Raw genomic sequence first — 25,022 nt, 5'->3', positions numbered from 1 at the left:
TGTATAATGAATAATTAATAGGCCTTGGGGCAATTATTAATTGTTAATTATTAATTCTTAATTAAAATAAGATTATGTCATTTACAAACTTTATAAAGCGCCCGGTACTTTCGACGGTGGTTTCCATCTTCTTCGTCTTGCTGGGTATCATCGGCTTGGTATCGCTGCCTATCGAGCAGTATCCGAATATCGCGCCGCCTACCATCACGGTAACTGCTACCTATACGGGTGCAGATGCCCAGACGGTGTTGAACTCTGTCGTTGCTCCTCTGGAAGAGAGTATCAACGGTGTGGAGAACATGACTTATATGACCTCTTCTGCGTCTAACTCTGGTTTTGCTCAGATCACCGTTTACTTCAAGCAGGGTTCTGACCCTGATATGGCTGCGGTCAACGTACAGAACCGTGTGTCTCAGGCGCAGTCTCTGCTGCCTGCCGAGGTTACTAGGGTGGGTGTCACAGTAACCAAGCGACAGAGTTCCAACGTTATCATGTTCGCTCTGACTACAGACGATGGCCGTTACGACGACCAGTTTGTTACCAACTATGCCTTGATCAACGTCATTCCTCAGTTGAAGCGTATCAATGGTGTGGGTGATGTGCAAAGCCCTTCTACCCGTGACTACTCTATGCGTATCTGGTTGAAGCCAGAGAAGATGAAGGAGTTCGGACTGGTTCCTTCTGATATTTCTCAGGCTTTGGCAGAGCAGAATATCGAGGCTGCCCCTGGTAGCTTTGGTGAGAGCTCTGATATGCAGTATGAATATACCTTGCGTTACAAGGGTCGTTTGAAGACTCCAATGGAGTATGAGAACATCCTCATCAAGAGCAATACTTCCGGTCAGACTCTCCGTCTCGGCGAAGTTGCCAAGATTGAGTTGGGTGGTTTGCAGTATAATGTAAACCTGCTCAACGATGATCAGCCTGCCGTGATGGGTATGGTTCAGCAGATTGCCGGATCCAACGCTACCCAGATTGCAAGCGACGTAAAGAAAACGTTGAATGAACTGGAGAAGAGTTATCCTCCAGGGTTGAAGAATGTCATCCTGATGGATGTTACCGAGTTCTTGTTCGCATCTATCGAGGAGGTTATCTTCACCTTGATCATCACCCTGGTACTGGTGTTCATCGTAGTGTATATCTTCTTGCAGGACTTCCGTTCTACGCTGATTCCTATGATTGCCGTACCTGTGGCTCTGGTCGGTACGTTCCTCTTCCTCTGGATCTTCGGATTCTCCATCAACCTGCTTACGCTGTCAGCCCTGCTGCTGGCTATCGCGATTGTGGTCGATGATGCCATCGTGGTGGTCGAGGCGGTTCACGCCAAGCTCGACCAGGGTTACAAGAGTGCTCTTACAGCATCTATCGATGCGATGAACGAAATCTCCAGCGCCATCATCTCTATTACATTGGTGATGTCTGCCGTGTTCGTTCCTGTATCATTCATCGGTGGTACTTCCGGTTACTTCTACCGTGAGTTCGGTGTAACCATGGCTGTATCTATCGTTATTTCGGCTATCAATGCGTTGACCTTGTCTCCTGCACTTTGTGCCGTATTGCTGAAGCCACACGAGGAGGGTCACGAGAAGAAGATGTCTTTCGTAGACCGTTTCCACGCAGGATTCAACTATCAGTTTGAGAAGATTACCAATAAATATAAAGGTGGTGTCAAGTGGGTTATCAATCATGGCATCATTGCTGGTAGCCTCGTGGCTGTCAGTATCGTAGGTCTGGTTGCCCTGATGGGTACTACCAAGACGGGTCTGGTGCCTGATGAGGATACCGGTACGATCTTCGCTTGTATCTCTACAGCTCCTGGTACTTCTCAGGAACGTACATCAGAGGTGGTTAAGCAGGTAGATAAGATGCTGGCTAACAACCCAGCCATCGCAACCCGTAACGCCATCATGGGTTATAGCTTTATCGGTGGTACCGGTTCTAACCAGGGTACCATCATCGTGAAGCTGAAGCCATTCGAGGAGCGTCCAGGTGGATTCTTCCACCGTATCAAGGAGGCTTGTACGGGTGGCGGTATCGAGGCATTATTTGTCAACCCAATGGAATATACTTCTGTGTTGGGTATGATCTACAAGCAGACTGCTGCCATCAAGGATGCACAGATTCTTGCCTTCGCTCCACCTATGATTTCCGGTTTCTCTGTACAGAATGGTATCACCATGACTATGCAGGATAAGACCGGTGGTGACTTGAACAAGTTCTATGGCAATGTGAAGAAGTTCCTGGCTGAGCTGAACAAGCGCCCTGAAATCCAGACCGCTCAGACTCAGTACAACCCTAACTATCCTCAGTATATGGTAGATGTGGATGTTGCCAAGACCAAGCAGGCTGGTATCTCTCCATCTTCTGTATTGAGTGTGATGCAGGGTTATCTCGGTGGTCTCTACGCATCTAACTTCAATGCCTACGGTAAGCTCTACCGTGTGATGATTCAGGCTGGTCCTGAGAGTCGTATGCGTCCAGACGATCTGAGCAAGATTTACGTTCGTTGTGCTGATGGCACCATGTCTCCTGTAAGCGAGTTCGTGAACTTGAAGAAGATTTATGGTCCATCTAACATCACACGTTTCAACCTGTTTACCTCTATGGATGTATCTGTAACTCCTAACACCGGTTACTCTACCGGTGACGGTATGAAGGCGATTGCTGAGGTTGCCAAGGAGACATTGCCAGAGGGTTATGGTTATGAGTACTCTGGTTTGACCCGTTCTGAGGCTGAATCAAGCAACTCTACAGGTTTGATCTTCGCACTCTGTATTGTATTCGTTTACCTCATCTTGAGTGCCCAGTACGAGAGTTACATCTTGCCATTGTCTGTAGTGTTGTCTATCCCATTCGGTTTGGCAGGTTCGTTCATCTTCACCAACCTCTTCGGTCACTCTAACGATATCTACATGCAGATTTCGTTGATTATGTTGATTGGTCTGTTGGCTAAGAACGCCATCCTGATTGTACAGTTCGCCCTCGAGCGTCGTCGTACGGGTATGGCTATCAAGTACTCAGCTATCCTGGGTGCGGGTGCCCGTCTCCGTCCTATCCTGATGACCTCTCTGGCGATGGTTATCGGTCTGTTGCCTCTGATGTTCGCATCAGGTGTAGGTAAGAATGGTAACCAGACCCTGGGTGCTGCCGCCGTAGGTGGTATGTTGATTGGTACTATCTGTCAGGTCTTCGTGGTTCCTGCTCTCTTCGCAGTCTTCCAGTGGTTGCAGGAGAAGTTGACTCCATTGAAGTTCGAGGATGAGTTGAACGAGGAGGTAGCTGCCGAGTTGGAGCAGTATGCCAATGCCGCTCATCAGCAGAAGGGTATCGAGAAGAAGTAATAACGCAATGTAACTTCAAAGGAAACAATGAAAAAGAATTTAAATATCATCATATTGGGTCTCGCAGCGCTCTCCTTGAGCAGCTGCAAGACTCTCTACGGAAAGTATGAGCGTCCGGATGTGAAGACCAGCGGTATCGTTCGCGATGTAGCTTCTGATACAGATACTTTAGCTGTAAAGGATACTACTACTTTTGCTAACATCCCTTGGCGCAGTGTCTTCACCGATCCTCAGCTCCAGTCAATCATTGAGAAGGGATTGAACAACAATGTCAACCTCCTCAATGCGGCTTTGAACGTGAAGATAGCAGAAGAGCAGCTGAAGTGTGCCAAGTTGGCATTTGTGCCTTCTCTGGCTTTCACTCCTCAGGGAACCATCGCTTCCTGGGATGGTCAGGCTGCCACCAAGACTTACACTATGCCTGTTACAGCCAGCTGGATGGTAGACCTCTTCGGCAACCTGCTCTCTCAGAAGCGTAGTGCCCAGATGGCTCTGCTCCAGTTGCAGGATTATCAGGTATCTGTCAAGACCAACCTCATCGCCAACATCGCCAACATGTATTATACACTGTTGATGCTCGATAAGCAGGTGGAGTTGGTTAACAATATGGAAGGATTGACCAAGGATACTTGGGAGACTATGCAGAAGATGCACGATCTCAGATTGGGTTACCGTACACCAGCCATCCAGTCAGCTGAGTCTAACTACTATTCTGTGTTGACCCAGAAGACCGATCTGTTGCGCCAGATTCGTGAGACAGAGAACTCTCTGAGTCTGCTCATCGGCGACCAGGCACATAGCATCGCCCGTGGCAAGTTGGATAACCAGAGTCTTCCGTCTAATTTCTCAACCGGTGTAGGCATCCAGTTGCTCAACAACCGTGCTGATGTCCACGCAGCCGAGATGAATCTTGCCCAGTGCTTCTATGGTGTAGAGACCGCCCGCAGCAAGTTCTATCCATCTATCACTATTTCCGGTACAGGTGCCTTCACCAATTCAGGTGGTATGGGCATCGTGAACCCAGGTAAGTGGTTGCTCTCAGCTGTAGGTTCTCTTACCCAGCCAATTTTCCAGAACGGCCGTATCATTGCCGGTTTAAAGGTGGCTAAGATGCAGTATGAGCAGGCTTACAACACCTGGCAGAATACCGTGCTGAAGGCTGGTAGCGAGGTGAGCAATGCGCTTGTTCTCTACAACTACTCTGATGAGAAGAGCAAGATAGAGCAGAAGCGAATAGAAGTACTCGAGAAGAATGTAGAATCTACCAAGGAATTGATGGGTATTGCAGGCAGCTCTTACCTTGAAATCATCCAGGCACAGTCTTCACTCCTCAACGTACAGCTTTCTAAGGTAGCTGATGACTTCTACAAGATGCAGGCAGTAGTTAATCTCTACTATGCATTGGGTGGAGGAGCTAAGTAGTTTATAGTTAATAATTAATAGTTTATAGTTATGGCTAGTATAATAAGTCCAAAGGCAGAGGTTTCTCCAAAGGCTAAGATTGGAGACAACTGCAAAATCTATCCATTCGCCTATATTGAGGACGATGTGGTCATCGGCGACAACTGTACCATCTATCCATTCGCAAGCATCATGAATGGTACTCGCATGGGTAATAATAATAAGGTGTTCCAGTCAGCCGTTATCGCTGCCCTCCCACAGGATTTCAACTTTACCGGTGAGGAGAGTGAGGTAGTGATTGGCGACAACAATACCATCCGTGAGGGCGTGGTTATCAACCGCGGAACTCATGCAGGTGGCAAGACCGTTCTGGGCAACAACAACTTCCTGATGGAAGGTGCCCATATCTCTCACGATACCGTCATCGGCAACGGTTGCGTGTTCGGTTATGGTACCAAGATTGCAGGCGACTGCGTGATAGGTAACGGTGTCATCTACTCAACATCTGTAGTAGAGAACGCCAAGACCCGAGTAGGCGACCTTGCGATGATTCAGGCAGGTACTACCTTCTCTAAGGATATTCCTCCTTATATCATTGCCGGTGGAAAGCCTGTGAAGTATGCAGGTCCTAACACCATCATCATGGAAGCAGCTGAGCTTACCGAGAAGGTTTGCAAGCATATTGCTAATGCCTACCGACTGGTATTCCATGGTCAGACATCCCTCTTCGATGCCATTAACCAGATCAAGGATCAGGTGCCAGATGGACCGGAGATTCAGAACATCATCCAGTTCCTGGAGAGTTCAGAGAAGGGTGTCATCACTAAGATGTAATGAATGTGCATAAAGGGATTTACCATCCCGAATAGTAAATTTTCATTTAGTAAATTCAAGTCATACCTATTTGAATTTTACTTATTATGTGAAGGGCTGGCCGTGAGGTTGGCCCTTTTCCTTTTTCAATTGAACTTAACTTTTACCTGTGGTTCGATTAATTAATTGAATAAATGTAAATAAATGCTATTTTATTTTGTAATCTCTTCGTTTATGCGTATCTTTGCAGACAATTTGGGTTATTGTGCCCTTTTGGTTTTAAGTTAGTAAAGATTTTTAAAAATGAGAAAGAAACAATATAAGCCTAGCAATCATCGTGGATTGCAGGTCATTACTTTGTGTATCAGTACCGCTATGGTGCTCATTTTGTTGGGGTTAGTTATCTTCTCTGTCCTCATGGGACGTAATCTCTCTTCCTATGTGAAGGAGAATCTCGTGGTACAGGTGATGCTCGAACAGGATATGACTAACCCGGAGGGATTGCAGATGTGTAAACGCCTGAATGCAAGACCTTATGTCAATACGCTGACTTATATTACCAAGGAAGAGGCACTGAAAGAAGCTACCCGCGATTTGGGTACCAACCCGAGCGAGTTTGCCGGTGTCAACCCTTTCCAGCCTTCCATAGAGATTACGACGAAGGCAGATTACGCGAACAATGATTCATTGAAGTGGATTGCCAAGGAACTGAAGGCATATCCACGTGTTACCGAGGTTACTTATCAGCACGACCTGATAGAACAGGTGAACAATTCGTTGGCAAAGATCAGTATCGGATTGCTGATTGTAGCAGCCCTGCTCACCTTCATCTCGTTCTCGCTGATTAACAATACGGTGCGTCTGGGCATCTATGCCCGCCGTTTCTCCATCCATACGATGAAACTGGTAGGTGCATCCTGGGGCTTTATCCGCCGTCCGTTCCTGCGCAAGGCTATGCTTGTGGGCGTTGTTTCAGCCCTGCTGGCAGATGGTTTTCTGGGCGGTTGTCTCTATGTATGGTCGCTCCACGAACCTGAGTTGATGAACGTTTTGGGCTGGCAGGAACTTGCCATCACCGGTGGCTCCGTCTTCCTCTTCGGTATCATCATCACCGCCTTCTGCGCCTGCATCTCAGTCAATAAGTTCCTGAAGATGAAGGCGGGAGACTTGTATAAAATATAAGGGAAGAGTTAAGAGTGAAGAGTGAAGAATTCTCTTGCTTTATTAAACATTAAACATTACACATTAAACATTAAAAATAATGGATAAGAAGAATTTAGCATTCGACAAGATGAACTTTATCTTGTTAGGCATCGGAATGGCGATTATCATCATCGGTTTTCTGCTGATGAGTGGCGCAGGTTCTAACGAGCATACCTTCGATACTGATATTTTCAGTACCCGTCGCATCGTTGTAGCACCAACTGTAACATTGATAGGTTTCCTTTCAATCATCTATGCGGTGATTCACAAACCGAAAGACAATGAATAATTTATAATTAATATACATATTATTATTAGATGGATTTTATTCAGACTATCATTATCTCTATCGTAGAGGGACTGACCGAGTTCTTGCCTGTATCCAGTACGGGTCACATGATTATAGTAGAAAATTTGCTGGGTGTAGATATCCAGGATAAGTTTGTCAACGCCTTTACTGTCATCATCCAGTTTGGCGCCATCCTTTCTGTCATCTGTCTGTATTGGAAGAGATTCTTCTATCCAGAGGCTGTGAAGACCGGTGAGAAGACCTATTGGAAGGCGATGTTCGATTTCTATGCCCGTCTGCTTGTAGGTACCGTGCCTGCCGTGGTATTGGGTCTTGCCTTCAATGATTTCATCGAGTCAAACCTTGGCAATGTACAACTGGTGGGCTGGATGCTTGTCATCGGCGGTATTTTCATGCTCTTCTGCGATAAGATATTCAATAAAGGCAGCGAACAGACCAAGCTTACTTACAAGCGTGCCCTGATTATCGGTTTCATCCAGTGTATAGCGATGATTCCTGGTGTATCGCGCTCCATGTCAACCATCGTGGGTGGTATGTCCCAGCGTCTTACCCGCAAGGCAGCAGCCGAGTTCTCATTCTTCCTGGCAGTGCCAACCATGTTTGGCGCCACCTGTCTCGAGGTTTATAAGCTCATCAGCCATGGCGGCGGCTCATTGCTCACCCAGGGCAACAACCTGTTCACATTGATATTAGGCTCAGTGGTGGCATTCATCGTTGCCATTCTCGCCATCAAGTTTTTCATCAATTATGTCACCAAGTACGGTTTTGCAGCTTTCGGATGGTACCGTATCGTAGTAGGACTTATCATTATCATCTGCGGCCTTTGCGGTGTAGATATGCAGATGGTTGACTAAACATATACTATGGATTTCAGAAAAGGAGAAATTATTGCCATCGACAAGCCTTATCGCATGTCGAGTTTCGGAGCCCTGGCACATGTTCGCTATCTGCTCAGCAAGAAGCTCGGTTTTAAGGTGAAGATAGGACATGCCGGTACGCTCGATCCCCTTGCCACTGGCGTGCTGGTGCTCTGCACCGGTAAATGTACCAAGCAGATAGAACAGCTGCAGACCCATACCAAGGAGTATACAGCAACCCTGCAGCTCGGTGCTACTACCGCCAGCTACGATAAGGAACACAGCGTGAATCACACCTATCCTACGAAGCATATCACCCGCCAGCTGGTGGAGGAAACGCTTAAGCAGTTTGTGGGCGAGATTCAGCAGGTTCCGCCTACCTACAGCGCCGTAAAGGTGAATGGCGACCGCTCTTATGCCTTGCGCCGGGCAGGCGAAGAGGTTCAGCTCAAGCCGAAGACCGTGCGTGTAGACGAGATAGAACTCACCGATTATAACGATGAGGAGAAGACCGCCAGCATCCGTGTGGTTTGCGGCAAAGGCACTTACATCCGCTCCCTCGCCCGTGATATCGGCAGGGCTCTCGATAGTGGCGCCTACCTTACCGCCCTCCGCCGTACCAAGGCAGGAAGTTTCGCAGTAGAAAACTGCATCAGTTTTGAACATTTCCAGGAATGGCTTGATGAGCAGCCTCTCGAAGACAGCCTTCAGCCATCCAAGTAATAAAAAATATAACATGAAGCTATCACAATTTAACTTTAAGTTGCCAAAAGATCAGGTGGCACTTTATCCACATAAGGCAAAGCACGTGGTAAAAACGGCTAGTGGTGAACGTACATTCGAGATTACTCGCCGCGATGAGTCCCGACTCATGGTTCTCCACAAGAAGTCAGAAACCATCGAGATGTACAAGAAAGATGAAAACGGCAAGGATATGGTTGATGCCGATGGCAATCCAGTATTCCTGCAGTTCAAGGATATCGTGAATTACTTCGAAGAGGGCGATACCTTCATCTTCAACAATACCAAGGTTTTCCCAGCCCGTCTTTATGGTACCAAGGAGAAGACCGATGCCAAGATTGAGGTGTTCCTGCTCCGTGAGCTCAATCCTGAGATGCGCCTTTGGGACGTATTGGTAGAGCCTGCCCGCAAGATCCGTATCGGCAACAAGCTTTTCTTCGATGATGTCAACGAGATGGTTGCCGAGGTTATCGACAATACCACCAGCCGTGGCCGTACCCTCCGTTTCCTCTATGATGAGGATGGCAATCATGATGTCTTCAAGCGTTCGCTCTTCGCTCTGGGCGAGGCTCCGCTTCCTCGTTACGTTATCGATGCACGTGAGGATCATCACGCTACAGAGGATGATATGGACGATTTCCAGTGTGTTTTCGCTGAGGTAGAGGGTGCTGTTACTGCTCCTGCTACCGGTCTTCACTTCTCACGCGAGCTGATGAAGCGTATGGAGATCAACGGTATCAACGAGGCTTATATCACCCTGCATTGCGGTTTGGGCAACTTCCACGATATTGAGGTGGAGGATCTTACAAAGCACAAGATGGATTCTGAGCAGATGATGATCAGCCAGGAGGCATGCGATCTGGTTAACAAGACCAAACTTGCCGGCCATCGCGTCTGCGCTATCGGTACCAGTGTGATGAAGGCAACAGAAACGGCTGTAGGCACCGATGGTATGATGAAGGCTTTCGATGGATGGACCAACAAGTTCATCTTCCCTCCATACGATTTTGGTCTTGCTGACTGTGCCGTAGTCAATTTCTATCATCCGGAGTCAACCCTGATGATGAGTACTGCAGCCTTTGGCGGTTACGAGTTGGTTTACGAGGCATACAAGATGGCTGTGAAGAATGGCTATATGTTTGGCTGCTATGGTGATTCATTGTTGATGCTTCCAGATTAAACAGTGGTATAAACAGTTTTTATACACATAGAAGTTGTTGATATTCTAGGTTTTAGCTTAGTTATCCACAATTTTATGAAAGTGTGAATAAGTATGTATCAGGTATATTTAAGTCTCGGTACGAATTTGGGCAACCGAAAGCGCAACATTCGCGAGGTAATAGAAAAGATAGGAGAGCAGATTGGTGTGGTAGAGCGCCAGTCTGCTCTTTACGAAACCAAGCCTTGGGGCTATTCATCTCCCAACGACTATATCAATGCCTGTGTGCTGGTTCTCACCACGATGGCCCCGCGCCAGGTGCTGGAGGCTACGCAGCGCATAGAGCGCGAAATGGGGCGTACCATGAAGTCGGTGGATAGCGAATACCATGACCGCATCATCGACATTGATATCCTGATGATAGATGACTTAGTGATAGATGAGCCCGATTTCAAGGTTCCTCATCCGTTGATGGAGGAGCGTGAATTCGTGATGAAACCGCTGAAGGAGATACTCAGGTAATTTAAATTTAGTAAGTATGCAAAAACGGGCTAGGAGTTTTTTCGCTCCCAGCCCGTTTCCTGTTTCTTATCTTTCTTTATTCCTGCTGATTTCTTTCATCCTGGCAGATGGCGTGACGCCTTCTGATTTGGCAAAGACGCTCGAAAAGTAGGGCAGCGAGGAGAAACCTGCGTTGTAGGCGATATCATTCAGCCTGCCATCAGTCTTTTAGATCTGCGAAAAGTTTTGTAAACGGCTGTATCAGGTGTCTGGCAGAGCAACAGGATGGTTGCCAGCGTCAGATAGATGATGCTGGTTTGTGGTTACAAGTTCTACAAAGTGCTGTTCTAAGAAATGAATCATGTTCTTTTTTTTATGCAAGAAAAATCCCACCGCTCTTGCGAACGATGGGATTCTGTTCTGTTAAGCAATGTGTCTGCCTAAGCTGATTACTTACGAAGACCGAGGGCCTTGATGATAGCACGATAGCGATTGATGTCGCGATCATACAAGTAATCGAGCAATGCACGACGCTTTCCTACAAGCTGTGTCAACGCACGTGTTGTAGTATAATCTTTACGGTTCTTCTTAACATGTTCCGTCAAATGAGCAATACGGTATGAGAACAATGCTATCTGGCTCTCAGCTGAACCAGTATCAGAGTTAGACTTTCCGTACTTGCTAAAGATCTCTTCTTTTTTTGCTTTGTCTAAATACATAGCTGTAAAAACTTAATTTAATAAAATATGAATATGTTTAATTTTGTGCATCTGATGACCTTCCTCACGGTGGTTTCATTAAAAATGCGGTGCAAAGATACAACTTTTTGCCGAATTATGCAAACATTTCGGGATTTTTTTGTAATTTTGCACCCAAAATTTAAGTATTTAAGGTAAAAATTAAAATGCAAGACATTAGAAACATTGCAGTTATTGCACACGTTGACCATGGTAAGACTACATTGGTCGACAAGATGATGCTCGCCGGTAAGCTGTTCCGCGACGGCCAGGATAACAGCGGCGAAGTGCTCGATTCCAACGACTTGGAGCGCGAGCGTGGTATCACCATTCTCTCAAAGAATGTATCTATCAATTGGAAAGGTACTAAGATTAATATCCTCGATACTCCTGGACACTCTGACTTCGGTGGTGAGGTTGAGCGCGTGCTCAACATGGCAGACGGATGCCTCCTCCTCGTCGATGCTTTCGAGGGTCCGATGCCTCAGACCCGTTTCGTGCTCCAGAAGGCATTGCAGCTCGGACTGAAGCCTATCGTCGTTGTTAATAAGGTAGATAAGCCTAACTGTCGCCCTGAAGAGGTGTACGAGATGGTATTCGACCTGATGTGCGACCTCGATGCTACAGAAGACCAGCTCGACTTCCCTGTAGTTTACGGTTCTGCCAAGAACGGCTGGATGGGCGAGGACTATAATCATCCAACAGACAATATCGATTATCTGCTCGATAAGATTATTGAGGTTATCCCAGCTCCTAAGCAGCTCGAGGGTACTCCACAGCTCCTTATCACATCACTCGATTACAGCTCTTATACTGGTCGTATCGCCGTAGGTCGTGTACACCGCGGTACATTGAAGGACGGAATGAATGTTACCATCTGCCATCGCGACGGAACCCAGGAGAAGACCAAGATCAAGGAGCTCCACACCTTCGAGGGTATGGGCCACAAGAAGACCGATCATGTAGATTCTGGCGATATCTGTGCCGTTATCGGCTTGGAGAAGTTCGAGATTGGTGATACCATCTGCGATTTCGAGAATCCTGAGCCACTGCCTCCAATCGCTGTCGATGAGCCTACCATGAGCATGCTCTTCACCATCAACGATTCACCATTCTTCGGTAAGGAAGGCAAGTTCTGTACATCACGCCACATCCAGGAGCGCTTGAACAAGGAGCTCGAGAAGAACCTCGCTCTCCGCGTACAGCCTTACGAGGATTCTACCGATAAGTGGATTGTATCAGGCCGTGGTGTGCTCCATCTCTCTGTACTCATCGAGACCATGCGCCGCGAGGGCTATGAGCTCCAGGTAGGTCAGCCTCAGGTTATCTATAAGGAGATTGACGGTGTGAAGTGCGAGCCTGTAGAGGAGTTGACCATCAACGTACCAGAGGAGTTTGCTTCTAAGATGATTGATATGGTAACCCGCCGCAAGGGTGATATGACCTCTATGCTGAACATGGGCGAGCGTGTAGACATCGAGTTCGATATCCCTTCACGTGGTATCATCGGTCTGCGTACCAATGTGCTTACCGCTTCTCAGGGCGAGGCTATCATGGCTCACCGCTTCAAGGAGTATCAGCCATACAAGGGTGAAATCAGCCGCCGTTCTAACGGTAGCATGATTGCGCTCGAAACCGGTACTGCCTTTGCTTACGCTATCGATAAGCTGCAGGATCGTGGTAAGTTCTTCATCGATCCGGGTGAGGAGGTTTACGGAGGCGAGGTTGTAGGTGAGCATGTTCACGACAACGACCTGGTAGTCAACGTAACCAAGGCTAAGCAGCTTACCAACGTGCGTGCTTCCGGTTCTGACGATAAGGCTCGCGTCATTCCTAAGACCGTGATGAGTCTTGAGGAGTGCCTGGAGTATATCCGTGAGGACGAGTACGTAGAGGTAACTCCAAAGAACATGCGTATGCGCAAGATTGAGCTCGATCACCTGAAGCGCAAGCGCAGCAACAAAGACTAAGCAGAAATGATTTTGTGGAGATTTTTTAGAAAGTTTTCATTGCCCTGCTCTCTGGTTATGGGAGCATTGGGCTACCTGATATTCGCCAATGTGCCCTTCCTGGTGCCCATTGGCGATTATTGTGGTCCGAGGTTGGTAAGTCTGATGCCGGTAGTGCTGTTCTCCCTGCTCTATGTTACTTTCTGTAAGATAGAAATCAAGGAGATGAAGCCTAAGGCGTGGCATTTCATCCTCCAGCTCATCCGTACCTCGCTGGCATTGATGATGGTGGTGCTTATCTTTGAGTTCGGCTCCGATTACAGCACCAAACTGATTCTCGAGGGTGCCTTCATCTGCTTCATCTGTCCTACGGCAGCCGCCGTGGCTGTGGTTACGGAGAAGTTGGGCGGCAGTATCGGTTCGCTGACCACCTATACGGTCATCGCCAACATTTTTACGATGGTCATCATTCCGAGTCTTTTCCCGATGGTAGAGAAAGGGGCAGACGTATCGTTCCTCATGATGAGTGCGATGGTGTTCCGCAATGTCACTACCGTGCTGGTGGTGCCTCTGCTGCTTGCCTTGCTGAGCCGCAGGTTCCTGCCAAAATGGGTGGATAAGGTGAAGAATGTAAAGGATTTAGGCTTTTATATGTGGTGTTTCAACCTCACGATACTGATGGGCGAAACGGTTCGCAACATGCTCCATGCCGAGGTATCGGGCGTAACGATGCTTCTGCTGCTCTTTGTACCGCTGCTGGTATGTCTCCTCCAGTTTGCCATCGGCAAGGCGGTAGGCAGGCATTTCGGTGCGAGTATCAGTGCCGGTCAGGCGTTGGGACAGAAGAATACGGTAGTGGGCATCTGGCTCACCCTCACCTTCCTGAATCCTCTTGCTGCCGTAGCACCGGGTGCCTATGTAGTATGGCAGAATCTGGTCAATGGCTGGCAACTTTGGTATAAAGAAAAATATGGCAAGCTTAAGTGGTAAGCTTGCCATATTTTTTGTTTCTAATCCTGGGTAGGGTAGATGAGGTTTTCTTCCCTGATGCAGCAGAGCACCTCATCCAGATATTTTCTGGCTTCATATTTCGCCATAGGCAGGTCGTGGAGCAGGTAGTTGCCGCAGTCCTTTGCCGCCTGTCCTGGAATCTCACCCTTGAAATCGGCGATAAACTTAAAGGTGCGCTTCATCAGTTCCACGATGTCCTTGCTCTCCAGGTCGCCCTTGATAAGGAGATAGTTGCCCGTGAGGCATCCCATCGGTCCCCAGTAGATGATGCGGTCCTTCCACTCCTCGTCGTTGCGCAGATAGGTGGCAGCCAGGTGTTCGATGGTATGGATGGCACCGTTGTGCAGACAAGGCTCCTGGTTAGGCACTTTCATGCGGATATCGAATGTTGTGATGACTTCTCCGCCTACTTCGTCCTTACGGCTCACGTAGATGCCGCGGAGCAGCTTATTGTGATTGATTGTAAAACTTGGAATCTTATTCATCTTGATAATTGATAATTTACAGTTTACAGACTTTCGAGGAAAGCCTTGGTAACATTGAAAGAGCCTTCAGCCATTTTAGCCCAGAAGTCGAAATACTGCTGTGCCTTGGTATCTTTCAGCGGTACATCGCTGATGATGCGGAAGGAGATGAAAGGCGTCTTGTAGATGTGGCAGGTCTGGGCGATAGAGCAGCTCTCCATATCCACCGCCATCGCCTGAGGGAAGTGTTCCAGGATAGAGCGCATCTTCTCCTTGCTGTCTACAAACCATTCGCCGCTCACAATCTGTCCGGCGTGGATCTTCGGGTGCCTGTTGCCCGGCAGGTTGTTGATGGCGAGTGCCTTCTCCACATATTCCTTAGGTGTTTTGAAGAAAGCAGGCATGCCTAGAATCTGTCCGAATTCGCATTCCTCGCCGCAGTAGGCATCGTGGTAAACGCAGTTGGTTGCCACCACCACCTCAGTCACGTTGAGGTTGATATCAGCGCCTCCAGCCACACCTGAAGAGATGACGAGGTCAGGGTGATAGTTGTCAATCATTTCTACGGCACCTATGGTACTGTTCACCTTACCGATGCCGCATTGCTGCATCACCACCTCGTTATTGCCTATCTTTCCGATAACGAAGTCCTTATAGTTTTTTCTCTCAACCTGCGATTCGGTCAATAATGTTTTGAGTTGCGCGAACTCCTTGTCCATCGCAACGATAATTCCTATTTTCATATTCTATACTAACTTTTGGGTGCAAAGTTACTAAAAATATTGCAGAGAGAAGCAAAGTTTAAGGAGTTTTTAAGGAAAAAGGCTTTTAAAGGTAAAAAAGTAAAAAAAGCCCCCGATGCGTGATGCACCGGGGGCTTTGCTATGTCGAATCAGAATTTAAAAACATCTTTTTTTTACACGCTACAGCTGGTAACTCCGAGCGTAGTAGCGATGGCTGTGAGGAAGGAGATTGCAATCTGCAAAATCGTTTTCCAGGTATTTGCTTTCATCATCTTTATTATTATTTTTAATGTTAAGTGTTATATGTTAATGTTAACTTGGCGAGGGGGATACGCTAGCTTTCTACTTGCCGCCCTCAGGCGAGGGCTTTATTCAAGCCCGTCGCCGCCGCCCTGCGTACCACCGCCTTGGCTGGTGCCAGAGCCGCCGCCCTGTTCAGTGCCGCCACCGGTAGTACCACCGCCTGTGGTGCCCTCTCCGTCGGTGCCGATATTGCCGCCGTACTCCTGAATCTTGCACTTCTTGCGCAGCTCAGTATTGCTCCAGCTTTTCGTGTTTCTCACAATCAGGTGCACGCCCTCCACGCTGGCAGCTGTCACCTTCTCCTTGGTGTCCTCCGCCTTGGAGCTCATACCGATGGAGAACAGTCCGAGGTCAGAGAGACGCACGCTCTTGCCGTCGAGAATCAGCTCCTGCAGATGGTCGAGTGCATCCATCAGCACACCGTGGATAGTACCACGAGAGTAAGGCGAGCCGTGGTCAGAGATATGCGATACGAATCCCTCGAAGTCCACTTCGCGGTCAGTTACCGCAGCCGCATACCACTTCTTCTTACCTGCGTTTTCACCAGTCTGAGGTGTGCGCTGTACTTTACGATATTTCAATGTTCCTTTCTGTTCCATAATCTTAAATTTTTAAAGGGTTAATAAATTGTTAATTGTTAACTTTGAGGGTTGCGCTTTGTCGAGTGCAGCCTTTCTTCGAACGACGATGCAAAGATACTGCAATTTCCCGATGCCACCAAATTTCAGCGTGTGATAAGGCGCGATTTTCAGCACACTTTCAATCCGAAACCTGTTAAACAATCTAACTTGCCGTTTTGCGCCCCGCAACTCATACTTTTTCAGAGAGGAAAACATAGAGTTGCGCACTTAAATACTTTGTTTACAATAAAATAGAAAGATACAAAATGGCATAAGAAATCTCCCTCAGTTCCTCAGAACTCAGTTCCTCAGTTTTTCTCTGACCCTTCACTTTTATTCTAATTTCCGCAACACTATAATTTAATATTTTTTATAAGCACCTGAGCAACAAAAAGTTGCTCAGGATTTTGCCATGTCAGAAATTTCACTTATCTTAGTGTTGCAAAATAAAAACAAACAAAATTCTGAATGACATGGCAAAAGTACAAATAAAATCTGAGAAACTCACTCCTTTTGGAGGAATTTTTTCTATTATGGAGCAATTTGATTCTCTTTTAGCTCAAACAATAGATTCTACCTTGGGATTGAGATGCACATTGTTTGGTTATCAATATAGCGAGATTCTACGTTCTCTGATGTGCGTATATCTTTGTGGTGGCTCATGTATTGAGGATGTTACAACTCACCTGATGAAACATTTATCTCTTCATCCAACTCTTCGCACTTGCAGCGCAGACACCATATTACGTGCTATCGAAGAACTGACCTTTAAGAGCATCACCTATAAGTCTGCTTCTGGCAAATCCTATGATTTCAATACTGCAGACAAGATGAACTGCTTACTGGTCAATGCCCTGCTTGCTACTGGTCAATTGAAATCCGGTCAAGAGTATGATTTTGACTTTGACCATCAGTTCATTGAAACAGAGAAGTATGATGCAAAACCAACCTACAAGAAGTTCTTGGGCTATAGTCCAGGTGTAGCTGTCATTAACGACATGATTGTTGGTATTGAAAATAGAGACGGCAACACAAACGTGCGCTTCAACCAAAAAGAAACTTTGGAAAGAATCTTCAAGCGATTGGAGGCTTCGGAAATATATATTTCTCGTGCCCGCATGGATTGCGGCTCATGTTCGGAGGAAATCGTAGATATGGTAGAGGCTCATTGCAGGTATTTTTATATTCGTGCCAACAGATGCTCTTCTTTCTACGATTCCATGTTTGCCTTAACTGGATGGAAAACTGTTGAAATCAACGGTATTGAGTTTGAGTTGAATTCTATCCTTGTTGAGAAATGGAAAGGAAAACCGTATCGTCTTGTCATACAGAGACAAAGGCGAATAGATGGAGACCTTGACATTTGGGAAGGCGAATATACCTACAGATGTATACTGACTAACGATTACAAGTCGAGTGCAAGAGACATCGTGGAATTCTACAATCTTCGTGGTGGCAAGGAACGCATCTTCGATGACATGAACAATGACTTTGGCTGGAATCGATTGCCAAAATCGTTCATGGCACAGAATACTGTATTCCTGCTTATGACAGCTCTCATCAGAAACTTCTACAAAGCTATTATGCAGAGATTGAAAACCCATGAATTTGGATTGCGTGCCACCAGCAGAATCAAGACCTTTGTTTTCAAGTTCATCTCTGTTCCTGCGAAATGGATTAAGACATCACGTAGGCATGTATTGAACATTTACTCAGACAACAATGCTTATGCCAACCTGTTCAAGACAGACTTTGGTTAAAGACCATGCTTTTCTGGTTAAACCAGCGTATTACCTCAAGTCGCTTTATGGGGTAAGGGGATTTTGTGTCTGCGACATTTCTGTTATGCAAGAAATATGTACTCTAATTTCCGCAACACTATAATTTAATATTTTTTATAAGCACCTGAGCAACAAAAAGTTGCTCAGGATTTTGCCATGTCAGAAATTTCACTTATCTTAGTGTTGCAAAATAAAAACAAACAAAATTCTGAATGACATGGCAAAAGTACAAATAAAATCTGAGAAACTCACTCCTTTTGGAGGAATTTTTTCTATTATGGAGCAATTTGATTCTCTTTTAGCTCAAACAATAGATTCTACCTTGGGATTGAGATGCACATTGTTTGGTTATCAATATAGCGAGATTCTACGTTCTCTGATGTGCGTATATCTTTGTGGTGGCTCATGTATTGAGGATGTTACAACTCACCTGATGAAACATTTATCTCTTCATCCAACTCTTCGCACTTGCAGCGCAGACACCATATTACGTGCTATCGAAGAACTGACCTTTAAGAGCATCACCTATAAGTCTGCTTCTGGCAAATCCTATGATTTCAATACTGCAGACAAGATGAACTGCTTACTGGTCAATGCCCTGCTTGCTACTGGTCAATTGAAATCCGGTCAAGAGTATGATTTTGACTTTGACCATCAGTTCATTGAAACAGAGAAGTATGATGCAAAACCAACCTACAAGAAGTTCTTGGGCTATAGTCCAGGTGTAGCTGTCATTAACGACATGATTGTTGGTATTGAAAATAGAGACGGCAACACAAACGTGCGCTTCAACCAAAAAGAAACTTTGGAAAGAATCTTCAAGCGATTGGAGGCTTCGGAAATATATATTTCTCGTGCCCGCATGGATTGCGGCTCATGTTCGGAGGAAATCGTAGATATGGTAGAGGCTCATTGCAGGTATTTTTATATTCGTGCCAACAGATGCTCTTCTTTCTACGATTCCATGTTTGCCTTAACTGGATGGAAAACTGTTGAAATCAACGGTATTGAGTTTGAGTTGAATTCTATCCTTGTTGAGAAATGGAAAGGAAAACCGTATCGTCTTGTCATACAGAGACAAAGGCGAATAGATGGAGACCTTGACATTTGGGAAGGCGAATATACCTACAGATGTATACTGACTAACGATTACAAGTCGAGTGCAAGAGACATCGTGGAATTCTACAATCTTCGTGGTGGCAAGGAACGCATCTTCGATGACATGAACAATGACTTTGGCTGGAATCGATTGCCAAAATCGTTCATGGCACAGAATACTGTATTCCTGCTTATGACAGCTCTCATCAGAAACTTCTACAAAGCTATTATGCAGAGATTGAAAACCCATGAATTTGGATTGCGTGCCACCAGCAGAATCAAGACCTTTGTTTTCAAGTTCATCTCTGTTCCTGCGAAATGGATTAAGACATCACGTAGGCATGTATTGAACATTTACTCAGACAACAATGCTTATGCCAACCTGTTCAAGACAGACTTTGGTTAAAGACCATGCTTTTCTGGTTAAACCAGCGTATTACCTCAAGTCGCTTTATGGGGTAAGGGGATTTTGTGTCTGCGACATTTCTGTTATGCAAGAAATATGTACAATAAAATGAATTTTGTCGTTTTACAAGCAAAATCCCACTAAACCCTATAGGTTGCGGATTTGAGGTGTACAATAAAATGAATTTTGTCGTTTTACAAGCAAAATCCCACTAAACCCTATAGGTTGCGGATTTGAGGTTTATCTTAATTTAGAAGCTTATTATATATATAATATATATTATATATATAATAAAATATAATTACTTATAATTTGTAATCATCAAGTATACCCCTAGAAGAAAACTGAGGAACTGAGTTCTGAGGAACTGAGTCATTATCGTATGTGGTTCAAGTACGGACTGAAGGCCCAAAAGCTCCTAGCCTTTTACAAACGTTAGAGTCCTAATGGACTTACTGTATATTTTTCGCGCACTTATAAACATTCTCCCTTTGCCAGCAACTTTTTCTAAAATTTTCTCCCCGATTTTCTTGCATGTTTCGAAATAAAAGTTTATCTTTGCGGCAGATTTACAGAATCTAAATTGATAATTTATGGGTAGATACATCAACCCCTTTACCGATTGGGGCTTCAAGCGTCTCTTCGGTCAAGAGTTCAGCAAGGACTTGCTGATTAATTTTTTGAACGACTTGTTTGAAGGTGAGTTTCAAATCAAGGACGTAACATTCAAGGATAAGGAACAGCTTGGAGATACTAATGATCTCCGTGGCTGCATCTTTGACATCTATTGTGTTACCGACGATGATAAACATTTCATCGTTGAGATGCAGAACAGATGGGTACCTTTCTTTGTGAATCGTTCCATCTATTATGCTAGTAAGGCTTTTGTTGCCCAACGTAAGAAATTTGATGAAGCAGGTGTCCGCACAGCTATTTTATACCAGTTTGTACCGGTTTATGTGGTTTGCATCATGAATTTTATGCCAAAGGAGCATGAGGTGACAAAGTTTAGGACAGACGTTGCTTTGAGGGAGAAGTCTAGTGACTCTATATTTTCTGACAAGCTTCGTTTCATCTATCTTTCTCTTCCTTTCTTTGATAAGAGTGAGGAAGAATGCGAGACGGGTTTTGAAAAATGGATTTATGTTTTGAAGTATATGGAAGTATTGGAAAGATTGCCTTTTACGGCGCAGAAGAAGATATTCGATCATCTTGCTAAATTGGCGGATGTTCGTTGCTTGAGTAGTGAGGAGCAGGAAAAATACGATGAGAGTATTAAGGCTGTTGATGATTACTACTCCGGCCTTTATGGCTCTTATGTTGAAGGAGAGGAAAAGGGAATTGCTAAAGGAATTGCTAAAGGAATTGCTAAAGGTATTGCTAAAGGTAGAGCAGAAGGAATGGCTAAAGGAATGGCTAAAGAAAAGTTAGACACAGCTTACCGCCTTTTGTCAATGGGTCTTTCTGAAGCGCAAGTATCAACGGCCACCGAGCTTCCGCTGGAGGAAATTCAGAAAATGAGGAAATAAGAACTGGTATTGAAGAATTGAAGCCGCTTCAGGCGTAGTGTATATTTCGGCTGCACCCTTTCGGCTTGCCCCACACGCCCTGTTTTACTCTAATTGAGCAAGCTTTGAGCGTATTTTTTAACGTTAATTATATTTAACGACCCTTGGGTCTTGCCTAATGAAGTTTGCGTCATAGTATTCACCTTTTTCCACGAGGGTGAATATGATCCTTAGCAACTTGTTTGCTATGGCATTTAGCACATAATGACGCGGCTTTTTATCTATTAAAGTACGTCTCTCGTAGTACAGTTTAATCTCCTTGTTGTGCAATCTGGCGCTTTCTGCGCAGATGTACAACAAGGTCTTTGACCGTCTATTACCAATCTTGGATATATGTGCTCCCTTGTCCATTTTCCCCGATGATTTTTCGTATGGCGCAGTTCCTGCATAAGCAGCATATTGGCGCGCTGTAGTTATTTTTGTGAAATTCTCTGTTTTTACCAATAGTTCTACTGCGGTAATCAGCCCAACTCCATCGACACTTTTAACAAGCTCATAGTTGTGGCGAATGCTCTCATGTCCATTTATGACTTTCAACATTTCTTTTTCCGTCTCTGCAATTTCCGTGTCCAACATCTCTTTGATGCGGTCCATGCTTCGCTTGACGGCAAGACTTCTGATAGGACGACAATCCTCGCTCTTGTCGGCTGTTATTAGCTGCTTACGCTGTTCTACGAGCATTTCTCGGTGGCGTGCCAATTGACGAAGCTCATATAGAGCCTCTTCTGGAAACGTCTTGTATTTCAGCTTATCAGGATATCTCTCTCCAAAATCTCTGAGCAGTGCACAATCCAGGACATCCGTCTTGGCACGGTCAGGTGTAGCTCTGTATCTATGGATGACATATCCACCCACAAAGGCAATCTTCACATTGCTATCCATGCAGCACTTCAAGAGAGTATCACCATAAACTCCGGTATGCTCAGCAACCAATACAGCATCGCTTGGAAGGGTTTCTAAAAACCTTCCGATACTCTTAAAATTGTTCTTTACAACCTTATGTGAAGGTTGGTTTGATACTTTTTTTGATGTCAAGTCGAAAAAACTTACGTCAAATTTCTCTTTTGCCAAATCTATTCCGTATATTTGCATATTGAATAAAGTTTTTAATAAGAAGGGTGCTCCGTTCTGAGCGGCTACAACTATACTACGAGTCCTGTCTTGTTCTACACAAGCAGGCTAATTTACTCTCAAGCTTCTGTTCAGAAAATATCCAGTTCCCCAAACAGGGCTAAGCCTTTACTATGCTAGAAAGGGCACAGGGTTAACGCTGGATATGGAGTATTCTTCTTTTTTTATTGTACTTATCTAATTTTCTGCAAAGTTAACAAAAGTTTGCAGATATAAAGATTTTTACCTCTTTATTTTTCCAAGTGCAAATATAATAGAAGGGGCAGAAGCTCCTAGCCCAGGGCAACACCCTGGGTATTAATGAAATATAAACCAACGCCCTGTTTTACTCTAATTGAGCAAGCTTTGAGCGTATTTTTTAACGTTAATTATATTTAACGACCCTTGGGTCTTGCCTAATGAAGTTTGCGTCATAGTATTCACCTTTTTCCACGAGGGTGAATATGATCCTTAGCAACTTGTTTGCTATGGCATTTAGCACATAATGACGCGGCTTTTTATCTATTAAAGTACGTCTCTCGTAGTACAGTTTAATCTCCTTGTTGTGCAATCTGGCGCTTTCTGCGCAGATGTACAACAAGGTCTTTGACCGTCTATTACCAATCTTGGATATATGTGCTCCCTTGTCCATTTTCCCCGATGATTTTTCGTATGGCGCAGTTCCTGCATAAGCAGCATATTGGCGCGCTGTAGTTATTTTTGTGAAATTCTCTGTTTTTACCAATAGTTCTACTGCGGTAATCAGCCCAACTCCATCGACACTTTTAACAAGCTCATAGTTGTGGCGAATGCTCTCATGTCCATTTATGACTTTCAACATTTCTTTTTCCGTCTCTGCAATTTCCGTGTCCAACATCTCTTTGATGCGGTCCATGCTTCGCTTGACGGCAAGACTTCTGATAGGACGACAATCCTCGCTCTTGTCGGCTGTTATTAGCTGCTTACGCTGTTCTACGAGCATTTCTCGGTGGCGTGCCAATTGACGAAGCTCATATAGAGCCTCTTCTGGAAACGTCTTGTATTTCAGCTTATCAGGATATCTCTCTCCAAAATCTCTGAGCAGTGCACAATCCAGGACATCCGTCTTGGCACGGTCAGGTGTAGCTCTGTATCTATGGATGACATATCCACCCACAAAGGCAATCTTCACATTGCTATCCATGCAGCACTTCAAGAGAGTATCACCATAAACTCCGGTATGCTCAGCAACCAATACAGCATCGCTTGGAAGGGTTTCTAAAAACCTTCCGATACTCTTAAAATTGTTCTTTACAACCTTATGTGAAGGTTGGTTTGATACTTTTTTTGATGTCAAGTCGAAAAAACTTACGTCAAATTTCTCTTTTGCCAAATCTATTCCGTATATTTGCATATTGAATAAAGTTTTTAATAAGAAGGGTGCTCCGTTCTGAGCGGCTACAACTATACTACGAGTCCTGTCTTGTTCTACACAAGCAGGCTAATTTACTCTCAAGCTTCTGTTCAGAAAATATCCAGTTCCCCAAACAGGGCTAAGCCTTTACTATGCTAGAAAGGGCACAGGGTTAACGCTGGATATGGAGTATTCTTCTTTTTTTATTGTACTTATCTAATTTTCTGCAAAGTTAACAAAAGTTTGCAGATATAAAGATTTTTACCTCTTTATTTTTCCAAGTGCAAATATAATAGTAAGGGCAAAAGCTTTAAAAATATTCGAATTTTAATCTATAGGCTTATGGTACATGTAAATGAAACAATAGTAATCAAGAGCTCTTCTCCCAAGATGGCAGAATGGGTGAAGAGGTTGAAGGCTCATAAAGCTGAGCAACTGGAGAAGTTGCGCAACGTGGAGAAGTGCGACTTTGAATTTCAGTTCTGATGAGAGCCAATATGTGATACCAGTCTCCCCTAATACTTCCTGATAACTTTTTCTAAAACTTTTCTATGAATTCCTTGCGTGTTTCAAAATAAAGTCGTAAATTTGCTCACATAAACGAAACAATAATATCTACGGATTATGAAGCAGGTAGAAGAAAGATATATCAGTTTGCTGACCGATTTCGGTTTCAAGCGAATTTTTGGATCAGCTCCCAACAAGGATTTGCTGATCTGTTTCCTCAACAGCTTGTTCAATGGAAGACAGGTTGTTAAGGACGTGAAGTATCTGAATCCGGAGAACGTGGGCGACATCTATACCGACCGCAAGGCCATCTTTGACGTATATTGCGAAGGAGAAAACGGCGAGAAGTTTATCGTGGAAATGCAGAATGCATACCAGACATACTTCAAGGACCGTGCCCTGTTCTATTCCACTTTTCCGATTCGTGAGCAGGCTCCTAAGGGTAGTGAATGGGACTTCAAGCTCAACCATGTTTACACAATTGCTCTGCTCAACTTTAACATGAACGAGGAAGCCTTCAATAAGGAAGAAATCCGCCATCATGTGCAGTTGTGCGATACTGCCACGCACAAGATTTTCTACGATAAGCTGGAATTTATCTACGTGGAAATCGCCAAGTTCAACAAGTCGCTTGATGAGTTGGAAACGCTCTACGACAAGTGGCTCTATGCCCTGAAGAACCTCTACAAGCTTACTCAGCGCCCTAAGGCGTTATGCGACAAGGTCTTCGATCGCCTCTTCGAAGAAGCCGAGATTGCAAAATTCACTCCGCAGGAGCAGCGGGAGTATGAAGCCAGCAAGATGGCATATCGTGATATCAAGAATTCGATTGATACCGCCAAGCGAGAAGGTAAAGAAGAGGGCCTGGCTGAAGGAATGAAAAAGGGCATGGAGAAGCGAAACCTTGAGATTGCCAGAAAGATGCTGGCGAATGGTATGGATGCTGCCACGGTGATGGAAATAACAGGATTGTCGGAGAGCCAGTTACAGCAGCTGAAAGGATAAG

Annotated in this window: 24 protein-coding genes; 16 read left to right on the top strand and 8 right to left on the bottom strand. The window is 45.1% G+C overall.

The genetic code is table 11. The annotated features are described in order from the left end of the window. Window positions 1-74: 74 nt before the first annotated feature. From ONT08_RS02995 to folK, 9 genes are all read left to right on the top strand, one after another. A complete protein-coding gene (locus tag ONT08_RS02995) occupies window positions 75-3,341 on the top strand; it encodes an efflux RND transporter permease subunit (RefSeq protein ID WP_264959216.1) in 3,267 nt (1,088 codons plus the stop codon). Between the two features lie 27 nt (window positions 3,342-3,368). Further along, window positions 3,369-4,763 carry an efflux transporter outer membrane subunit gene (locus ONT08_RS02990; protein WP_022122072.1) on the top strand — a complete coding sequence of 465 codons (1,395 nt, stop codon included), beginning with the start codon at window positions 3,369-3,371 and terminating at the stop codon, window positions 4,761-4,763. A 30-nt stretch (window positions 4,764-4,793) separates the two neighbouring features. Then, complete coding sequence (gene lpxA, locus ONT08_RS02985) at window positions 4,794-5,576, top strand: acyl-ACP--UDP-N-acetylglucosamine O-acyltransferase (RefSeq protein ID WP_264959215.1); 783 nt, start codon at window positions 4,794-4,796, stop codon at window positions 5,574-5,576. Window positions 5,577-5,858: 282 nt separating this feature from the next. Next, window positions 5,859-6,737, top strand: a complete 879-nt coding sequence (locus ONT08_RS02980) for a cell division protein FtsX (RefSeq protein ID WP_117587510.1) — start codon at window positions 5,859-5,861, stop codon at window positions 6,735-6,737. Window positions 6,738-6,816: 79 nt separating this feature from the next. After that, entirely contained in the window at window positions 6,817-7,047 is a 231-nt protein-coding gene (locus ONT08_RS02975) for a DUF3098 domain-containing protein (RefSeq protein WP_006849068.1), read from the top strand. 29 nt (window positions 7,048-7,076) lie between these two features. After that, window positions 7,077-7,922, top strand: coding sequence for an undecaprenyl-diphosphate phosphatase (locus ONT08_RS02970; protein ID WP_118151656.1), 846 nt, complete (start codon window positions 7,077-7,079; stop codon window positions 7,920-7,922). 9 nt (window positions 7,923-7,931) lie between these two features. Next, window positions 7,932-8,648 (top strand): tRNA pseudouridine(55) synthase TruB, encoded by a 717-nt coding sequence (truB, locus tag ONT08_RS02965; protein WP_117727307.1) that lies wholly within the window; start codon window positions 7,932-7,934, stop codon window positions 8,646-8,648. A 13-nt stretch (window positions 8,649-8,661) separates the two neighbouring features. Continuing rightward, window positions 8,662-9,846, top strand: coding sequence for a tRNA preQ1(34) S-adenosylmethionine ribosyltransferase-isomerase QueA (queA, locus tag ONT08_RS02960; protein WP_117587517.1), 1,185 nt, complete (start codon window positions 8,662-8,664; stop codon window positions 9,844-9,846). Window positions 9,847-9,939: 93 nt separating this feature from the next. Beyond that, window positions 9,940-10,347, top strand: a complete 408-nt coding sequence (gene folK / locus ONT08_RS02955) for a 2-amino-4-hydroxy-6-hydroxymethyldihydropteridine diphosphokinase (protein WP_117587514.1) — start codon at window positions 9,940-9,942, stop codon at window positions 10,345-10,347. A 66-nt stretch (window positions 10,348-10,413) separates the two neighbouring features. On the opposite strand, the gene ONT08_RS16470 is transcribed toward folK, so the two are convergent. After that, the gene (locus tag ONT08_RS16470) at window positions 10,414-10,530 is read right to left on the bottom strand and encodes a hypothetical protein (RefSeq protein ID WP_367398878.1); all 117 of its coding nucleotides are present in this window, start codon (window positions 10,528-10,530) and stop codon (window positions 10,414-10,416) included. Between the two features lie 245 nt (window positions 10,531-10,775). Continuing rightward, complete coding sequence (gene rpsO, locus ONT08_RS02950; RefSeq protein WP_022122065.1) at window positions 10,776-11,045, bottom strand: 30S ribosomal protein S15; 270 nt, start codon at window positions 11,043-11,045, stop codon at window positions 10,776-10,778. A 185-nt stretch (window positions 11,046-11,230) separates the two neighbouring features. On the opposite strand from rpsO, the gene typA reads away from it, so the two are divergent. Both typA and ONT08_RS02940 read left to right on the top strand, forming a co-directional pair. Continuing rightward, window positions 11,231-13,033, top strand: a complete 1,803-nt coding sequence (typA, locus tag ONT08_RS02945) for a translational GTPase TypA (protein ID WP_006849082.1) — start codon at window positions 11,231-11,233, stop codon at window positions 13,031-13,033. Window positions 13,034-13,090: 57 nt separating this feature from the next. Then, the gene (locus ONT08_RS02940) at window positions 13,091-14,002 is read left to right on the top strand and encodes a transporter (protein WP_371833697.1); all 912 of its coding nucleotides are present in this window, start codon (window positions 13,091-13,093) and stop codon (window positions 14,000-14,002) included. A 20-nt stretch (window positions 14,003-14,022) separates the two neighbouring features. On the opposite strand, the gene ONT08_RS02935 is transcribed toward ONT08_RS02940, so the two are convergent. From ONT08_RS02935 to ONT08_RS02920, 4 genes are all read right to left on the bottom strand, one after another. Continuing rightward, window positions 14,023-14,508: an S-ribosylhomocysteine lyase gene (locus tag ONT08_RS02935; protein WP_264959213.1), complete on the bottom strand. Its 486-nt coding sequence runs from the start codon at window positions 14,506-14,508 to the stop codon at window positions 14,023-14,025. Window positions 14,509-14,531: 23 nt separating this feature from the next. Next, window positions 14,532-15,230, bottom strand: a complete 699-nt coding sequence (locus ONT08_RS02930; RefSeq protein ID WP_118151660.1) for a 5'-methylthioadenosine/adenosylhomocysteine nucleosidase — start codon at window positions 15,228-15,230, stop codon at window positions 14,532-14,534. Between the two features lie 173 nt (window positions 15,231-15,403). Continuing rightward, window positions 15,404-15,502 carry a smalltalk protein gene (locus tag ONT08_RS02925; RefSeq protein ID WP_228112395.1) on the bottom strand — a complete coding sequence of 33 codons (99 nt, stop codon included), beginning with the start codon at window positions 15,500-15,502 and terminating at the stop codon, window positions 15,404-15,406. A gap of 96 nt (window positions 15,503-15,598) precedes the next feature. Continuing rightward, window positions 15,599-16,132 carry an HU family DNA-binding protein gene (locus ONT08_RS02920; RefSeq protein ID WP_264959212.1) on the bottom strand — a complete coding sequence of 178 codons (534 nt, stop codon included), beginning with the start codon at window positions 16,130-16,132 and terminating at the stop codon, window positions 15,599-15,601. 494 nt (window positions 16,133-16,626) lie between these two features. On the opposite strand from ONT08_RS02920, the gene ONT08_RS02915 reads away from it, so the two are divergent. The 3 genes from ONT08_RS02915 (at window position 16,627) to ONT08_RS02905 (ending at window position 20,967) form a co-directional block, all read left to right on the top strand. Continuing rightward, entirely contained in the window at window positions 16,627-17,913 is a 1,287-nt protein-coding gene (locus ONT08_RS02915) for an IS1380 family transposase (protein ID WP_264958933.1), read from the top strand. A gap of 238 nt (window positions 17,914-18,151) precedes the next feature. Next, window positions 18,152-19,438, top strand: a complete 1,287-nt coding sequence (locus tag ONT08_RS02910) for an IS1380 family transposase (protein WP_264958933.1) — start codon at window positions 18,152-18,154, stop codon at window positions 19,436-19,438. Between the two features lie 593 nt (window positions 19,439-20,031). After that, the gene (locus ONT08_RS02905) at window positions 20,032-20,967 is read left to right on the top strand and encodes an Rpn family recombination-promoting nuclease/putative transposase (RefSeq protein WP_264959211.1); all 936 of its coding nucleotides are present in this window, start codon (window positions 20,032-20,034) and stop codon (window positions 20,965-20,967) included. Window positions 20,968-21,090: 123 nt separating this feature from the next. On the opposite strand, the gene ONT08_RS02900 is transcribed toward ONT08_RS02905, so the two are convergent. Both ONT08_RS02900 and ONT08_RS02895 read right to left on the bottom strand, forming a co-directional pair. Further along, complete coding sequence (locus ONT08_RS02900; protein WP_119235899.1) at window positions 21,091-22,098, bottom strand: IS110 family transposase; 1,008 nt, start codon at window positions 22,096-22,098, stop codon at window positions 21,091-21,093. A 403-nt stretch (window positions 22,099-22,501) separates the two neighbouring features. After that, window positions 22,502-23,509 carry an IS110 family transposase gene (locus ONT08_RS02895; protein ID WP_119235899.1) on the bottom strand — a complete coding sequence of 336 codons (1,008 nt, stop codon included), beginning with the start codon at window positions 23,507-23,509 and terminating at the stop codon, window positions 22,502-22,504. A gap of 342 nt (window positions 23,510-23,851) precedes the next feature. On the opposite strand from ONT08_RS02895, the gene ONT08_RS02890 reads away from it, so the two are divergent. Both ONT08_RS02890 and ONT08_RS02885 read left to right on the top strand, forming a co-directional pair. After that, on the top strand, window positions 23,852-23,995 hold the full coding sequence (locus ONT08_RS02890) for a hypothetical protein (RefSeq protein WP_181985974.1): 144 nt from the start codon (window positions 23,852-23,854) through the stop codon (window positions 23,993-23,995). A 138-nt stretch (window positions 23,996-24,133) separates the two neighbouring features. Continuing rightward, window positions 24,134-25,021, top strand: a complete 888-nt coding sequence (locus ONT08_RS02885) for an Rpn family recombination-promoting nuclease/putative transposase (RefSeq protein WP_254974153.1) — start codon at window positions 24,134-24,136, stop codon at window positions 25,019-25,021. The last annotated feature ends 1 nt before the right edge of the window (window position 25,022 follow it).

It is taken from the genome of Segatella copri, from assembly GCF_026015465.1.
GTDB lineage: Bacteria > Bacteroidota > Bacteroidia > Bacteroidales > Bacteroidaceae > Prevotella > Prevotella copri_E.
Note: the sequence above shows the minus strand (reverse complement) of the source record. Positions and strands in the feature narration are given on the sequence as shown.